This is a genomic window from Pseudoneobacillus rhizolycopersici, from assembly GCF_054786815.1.
Genome location: NZ_JBTOOE010000187.1, coordinates 1 through 250 on the forward strand (window position 1 = coordinate 1; position 250 = coordinate 250).

A 250-nucleotide genomic window follows, 5' to 3' on the forward strand; every position below is an offset into this window, starting at 1 on the left:
GCTGCAAGGCGGTGACCACATCGTGCAAGGCGGCCGCGCCGAGCGAGGTCACCAGGCCGATGGCGCGCGGCATCACGGGCAGCGGGCGCTTGCGGGCGGCATCAAACAAACCCTGCGCTTCCAACCTGGCCTTGAGCTTGAGGAATTCCTCAAACAAACTGCCCTGGCCGGCGCGGCGCATGCCTTCCACGATCAATTGCAGATCTCCGCGCGGCTCATAGACACCCAGGCGCCCTTGCACCTCCACCAG

Annotated in this window: 1 protein-coding gene; it reads right to left on the reverse strand. The window is 66.0% G+C overall.

From position 1 onward, the window contains the following. A partial coding sequence (locus ACX9YW_RS23360; protein WP_495995605.1) for an exodeoxyribonuclease VII large subunit occupies positions 1 to 196 on the reverse strand: 196 nt, incomplete at its 3' end. Between the last annotated feature and the right edge of the window lie 54 nt (positions 197 to 250).